This window comes from Streptomyces otsuchiensis (assembly GCF_004305975.1).
GTDB lineage: Bacteria > Actinomycetota > Actinomycetes > Streptomycetales > Streptomycetaceae > Streptomyces > Streptomyces otsuchiensis.
Window position 1 is genome coordinate 1 of the sequence record NZ_BHZI01000431.1, and the last position, 3,030, is coordinate 3,030.

A 3,030-nucleotide genomic window follows, 5' to 3' on the forward strand; every position below is an offset into this window, starting at 1 on the left:
GCGTATGCAGTCCGGCCCGGAATTCGGGGCGAAGAACCCCGGCGCCCCCGCCGCCGCGGTTCTTCGCCCCGAATTCCGGGCCGGACTGCATACGCCGGTCTTTCCCAGCACGTGACCAGTCCGCGCCGTCCCGGCCTCCCTTTCCGGCTTTGTCGCGCACCGCGCGACGGTGCTCCGCTTTCGCTTTCAAATAGGACACCGCATTGAATGCCCCCCGCACCGCCGCGATAGCGATACCGGCGAGCATCACCGTGGAAAGAGCGGCGCGGGATTCCCCGCCACCCTCTGCATTCGCTCCGGAATTTCCGCTGTCGGCGCGGACTTCCTGCGCCGGCCCGGCGGCGCCGGGCCCGGCGGGCTCCACGTCCATCGAGGCCGGCGGCTCCAGCGCCGACAGCTCCCGCAGCTCCGGGATGTCGTCCACGCCCGGCGGCGGGTCCTCCCCCACCGGGCCCGGGACGCGCAGCCGCAGCAGCGTCGCCCCCTCGTCGTCGGCCATCGGCCCTCCGTTTCTGTCATCACGGGCCGTGCACGGCCCGGGGGTCCCTACACGCGTACGCGTATACGCGTACGTGGGACCCCGATTCACGGCCGTGCACGACCCGTGATGAGCACGTAGAGTGACCGGCCCCCAGTGCGGGAGCCGGTCGTGGTCACTGCTGCTGCGCCTCGGTCCAGGCGCGCAGCAGGCGGACCAGGTCCGCCCACCGCGCCTCCCGCTTGGCGGGGTCGGACTCGGCGATCGTGCGTGCCAGGTCCCACAGCGCGCGCCCCCTGTCGGCGTTGGTCGCCGTCGCCGCCAGGCGGCCCTGCCAGTACCGGAGCTGACCCGGCTTCATGCCCATCTCAGGCGCCCTTCTTCAGCGCGTCGAAGAACCCGCTGGTCTCGTCGCTGTCGTCCTTCTTGCTCTTCTGCTGCTGGACGATTCCGCCGGTGAATTCCGCGAGGCTGCGGGACGTGTCCCGGGCGGTCGCGTCCTTCGGCCCGGAGATCGCCTTGCGGCCCTTCTTCTCGTCTTTCTCGATCGCCTTTTGGCGCCTTTTCTTCGGCAATTCCTCGAAGCGCTTCTTGTGCTCCGTCTCCAACCTCTTGATGTGGTTCACGGCGTGCCGCAGGTCGCGCTCCAGCTGCGCCAGCGGCCGGGACGCGAGGTAGGCGCGCACCCGCGCCTCCAGCGGCCGGTCGCCCTCGATGTCCACCGTCTCCAGGTCCGAGCGGTACTCGGACTGGAGCGCGTGGATCTCATCCGCCATCTGCCGCAGCCGCTCACGCTGCTGCGCCACGTACATGCCGGTGCCGCCCGGCTGCATCAGGTGCTCACTGGTCCAGCGGCGCGCAGGCCGGGAGTGGTCAGTCACGGGGTCCTCCAGGGGGGGTTGTCGATCTGTTCGGCCGGGCGGCCGTGGCCGCCCCCGACCCGCCGGACGGCGGTTCGGGGGCGACGGTGGGTACCCGGACGGGGCGTCAGGCCGCGTGCTGCGCCTGCTCCTGGGCCTGCGCCGCGAGGTAGGCGGCAGCCTCCGTGCGGTAGGTGCTGGCCGTGCCGTCACTGGAGACGGCCAGCACCTCCCGGATACGGGCGAGCGGCAGCAGCTCGGGCTTGCCGCCGGCCTCCGCGGTGATCAGGCGAGCGACCTTGCGGACCTTCCGCTCGGACTGGCCGAGCCGCGCGAGGTCTTCCGCTTCGAGGGCCGCGACCTCGATCTCTTTCGCCCGAAGCCGGGCTTCGGCCGCAGCCTCCTCGGCTTCGGCCCGCCGGAGGTCGGCTTCGGCGATGTCCGTCAGGTGCTGCTGCTTTTCCTTCCGGGCGAGGGCCTCATCGGCGGCCGCGCGCTCCAGGCGGGCCCGGTCGTCGGCCGCGGACCGGGCGGCGTGGAGGCGGCGCTGCTCGGCCTCGGCCTCCTTCGCCGCGGCCTCCTTCGCCGCCGCGTCGGCCGCCGCCTGCCGGGCCTTGGCCTCCCGCATCGCGGCGGTCTCCTCCAGGTCCCGCTCCCGCTGCGCGGCGCGCTGCGCGGCGGTGGCGCGGGCGTCGGCCTCGGACTCTGCCTCGGCGGCCCGCCCGTCGGCCTCGGCCTGGGCGACCCGCAGGTCGCCGGCGGCGATGGCCTGCTCCGCCTTGGCGCGCATGGCGTCGACCTCCCGCTGGGTCTCCAGCGCGAGGAGTCGGCGGCGGCGGGCGGTCGCCCGGTCCGCGGCGGCCTGCTCCTGGCGCTCGGGCAGCGCGAGGGCCTGGTCGACGCTGATGCCGTACCGGGCCATCTCCATGGGCAGCAGCGCGTCGGGGTCGGCCGCTCTCAGGTCGCCGCCGTGCTTGCGTGCCAGCCACTGCCGGTAGCCCATCAGGTCCCGGTCGCGGGCGATCATCTCCGGGTAGGAGGTGATGCCGCACAGCCGCATCCGGCGGTAGAGACGGACGGTCGGCCAGGGGGCGAGGAGCCAGCGGTGCAGCGGCACCCGGTCCATCGCGGTCCCGGTCTCCAGCCGCGCCGCCTGCACCACCAGGCGGCGCGCGGCCTCGATCCCGACCACGAAGAGAATCGGCATCAGGCCGTGCGCGGCGGCGCGGGTGGTGTCCTCGGTGATGGAGCCGTGCGCCGACGCGTTGAACCAGACGGTGGCCAGGGTCATGGCGTGGGCGACGAGCCGCAGGAGCGGCCAGGGCACGCCGCGCCGGATGAGCACGAGGTCCAACGCGAGGAACGCGAGGATCGAGGCGTCCACGCCGATCGGGAACCACTTGGCGAGGTCGGGGCCGAACTCCCAGTCGTCTTCCGCAACGCCCCGAAGGGTGTCGTAGCTCATGACGAAACCGATCAGGCCGACCGCGACCGAGCCGACGATCGCGACGATGGAGAGCGTGATCATCAAAGTGTCCCGACGGCCCTCGCCGGGCGTCCCCGAAGCCGGGCCGGTCGTTGCCGAAGCATCCGAGCCGGTTGCCGAAGTCGCGTCGATCGGCGCCGAAGCGGGGGTGTCGGTGGGGTCGTCGCCCACGCCATGACCCTGGCCACCGTCTGGTTCAACGCGTC

4 protein-coding genes are annotated in these 3,030 nt (G+C 73.0%); all 4 read right to left on the reverse strand.

Translation table 11 applies throughout. The annotated features are described in order from the left end of the window. Positions 1-499, reverse strand: a 499-nt coding sequence (locus tag E0D90_RS26855) for a hypothetical protein (protein WP_227870485.1), incomplete at its 3' end; no start/stop codon positions are given. Between the two features lie 154 nt (positions 500-653). After that, positions 654-845 carry a hypothetical protein gene (locus tag E0D90_RS24705; protein ID WP_157996942.1) on the reverse strand — a complete coding sequence of 64 codons (192 nt, stop codon included), beginning with the start codon at positions 843-845 and terminating at the stop codon, positions 654-656. Between the two features lies 1 nt (position 846). Further along, positions 847-1,359 (reverse strand): hypothetical protein, encoded by a 513-nt coding sequence (locus E0D90_RS24710; RefSeq protein ID WP_130800157.1) that lies wholly within the window; start codon positions 1,357-1,359, stop codon positions 847-849. A 106-nt stretch (positions 1,360-1,465) separates the two neighbouring features. Continuing rightward, positions 1,466-3,030 (reverse strand): DUF2637 domain-containing protein (locus tag E0D90_RS24715; protein ID WP_227870486.1); only part of this gene is annotated, 1,565 nt, incomplete at its 5' end.

What these genes read in the sequence shown, in the direction of transcription:
- E0D90_RS24705 (WP_157996942.1), bottom strand. Translation starts at nt 845, where the DNA reads ATGGGCATGAAGCCGGGTCAGCTCCGGTACTGGCAGGGCCGCCTGGCG.